Raw genomic sequence first — 1708 nt, 5'->3', positions numbered from 1 at the left:
GTGAGTGAAACGGGAACGGGGTGCGCGGCACGAGCTGCCGCAATGCCCCGGCTGCCCCCGCAACGGTAAGCGAGTGCGGGCGCGCCACGAGGCCACTGGATACCTCTCCGGGAAGGCGGCGCGTCAAGACTTGCCAGCCCGGAGACCGGCCTGTCGCTTCGTGCCGTCCCCAATCGGGCCGGCGATGGCAATCGACTGTCTGCGGGGTTGCGGATGGCTGCAAACACCACGCCACCGGGCGTGGACCGCAGCATTTCGGGGCAGATGGTCATTCTCTGGAGTTCGCCCATGCCTCATCCCTTGTTCTACCCCGCCGCCCTCGCCGTCGCGCTGGCCAGCCTCGGCTGCGCTCAGGCGGCCGATCTGCCAACCTTGGCCGAAGTCACCGTCAGCAGCGGCGCCCAGGAGCTGACCGGCGTCGCCGATTCGGCGAGCGAAGGCACGGTGAGCGCCAAACAACTGGCCAGCCGCCCGCTCCTGCGCCCGGCCGAAGTGCTGGAAGCGGTGCCCGGCATGATCGTCACCCAGCACTCCGGGGACGGCAAGGCCAACCAGTATTTCCTGCGCGGCTTCAACCTCGACCACGGCAGCGACTTCGCGACCCACTTGCTGGGCATGCCGGTCAATATGGCCAGCCACGGCCATGGTCAGGGCTACATGGACCTCAATTTCCTGATTCCCGAATTGGTCGCCAGCGTCAACTACCGCAAAGGCGTGTACGCCGCCGCCGACGGCGACTTCGTGACCGCCGGCAGCGCTCGCCTCGATTACCGGCGCCATCTGGACCACCGTTTTGTCGACCTTGGGCTTGGCCAGCACAATTATCGCCGACTGCTCGCCGCTGGCAGCCATCGCCACGGCGAGCTCGACCTGCTTGCTGCCGTCGAGCTGGCCAGCAACGACGGGCCGTGGACGCAGCCGGAAAACCTGGCCAAGGCCAACGCCGTGCTGCGCCTGAGCAGCGGCAGCGCGGCCAACGGTTTCGCCTTGACCGGCCTGGCCTACCAGGCCGAGTGGACAGCGACCGAACACGTCCCCGAACGCGCCATCGCCAGCGGCGAGATCGGCCGTTACGGCGCCTTGTCGGCCAACGACGGTGGGCGCACGCAGCGCTACAGCCTGTCCGGCGAACAAACATGGACCAACGGAGAAAGCGCCGGCAAGGTCAATCTTTATGTCATCGACTACGCGCTCAATTTGTTCTCGGCGCCCTCCGGCTACATCAACGGCCCGCAGGGCGACCAGCACGAGCAGGCCGATGAACGCAGCGTCTGGGGTGGCCAGGCCAGCCATAGCTGGTTTCTTGGCCCGCGCTGGCTGGACACTGAAGTCACCGCCGGCCTGCAGTTGCGCCATGACCAGATCGGCAAGGTCGGCCTGTACGCTACCGAAAACCGCCAACGAACGGCCATCGTGCGCGAAGACCGCATTGCGGAAACCGCCCTCGGCGTCCTCGTCGAAGTCCGCGCGCAGTGGACGCCCTGGCTGCGCGCCACATTCGGCCTGCGCCGCGACCAGATTCACGCCACTGCCACCGCCCTCGCCGGCCCCTTCAACATGGCCAACGGTGGCACGGCCGAGGCCGGGCAGACCAGCCCGAAACTCGGTGTCGTTTTCGGCCCGTTTGCGCCGCTCGGCCAGGCCGAGTTGTACGCCAACTGGGGACACGGTTTCCACAGCAACGATGCGCGCGGCGCCACCGCCCGCA

At 67.5% G+C, this 1708-nt stretch carries 1 protein-coding gene and 1 riboswitch; the gene reads left to right on the top strand.

Annotated elements, in window-relative coordinates; translation table 11 throughout:
• Positions 1-168: riboswitch (cobalamin riboswitch) on the top strand. This riboswitch is flagged as partial in the annotation.
• A 120-nt stretch (positions 169-288) separates the two neighbouring features.
• On the top strand, positions 289-1708 hold a 1420-nt coding region (locus tag ADADOO_RS15850; RefSeq protein ID WP_511278474.1), incomplete at its 3' end, for a TonB-dependent receptor.

This window comes from Azonexus sp. (genome assembly GCF_036170495.1).
In the GTDB taxonomy this organism is placed as follows: Bacteria; Pseudomonadota; Gammaproteobacteria; order Burkholderiales; family Rhodocyclaceae; genus Azonexus.
The sequence above is the reverse complement of the archived record's forward strand: the minus strand, read 5'-3'. Positions and strand labels throughout refer to the sequence as shown.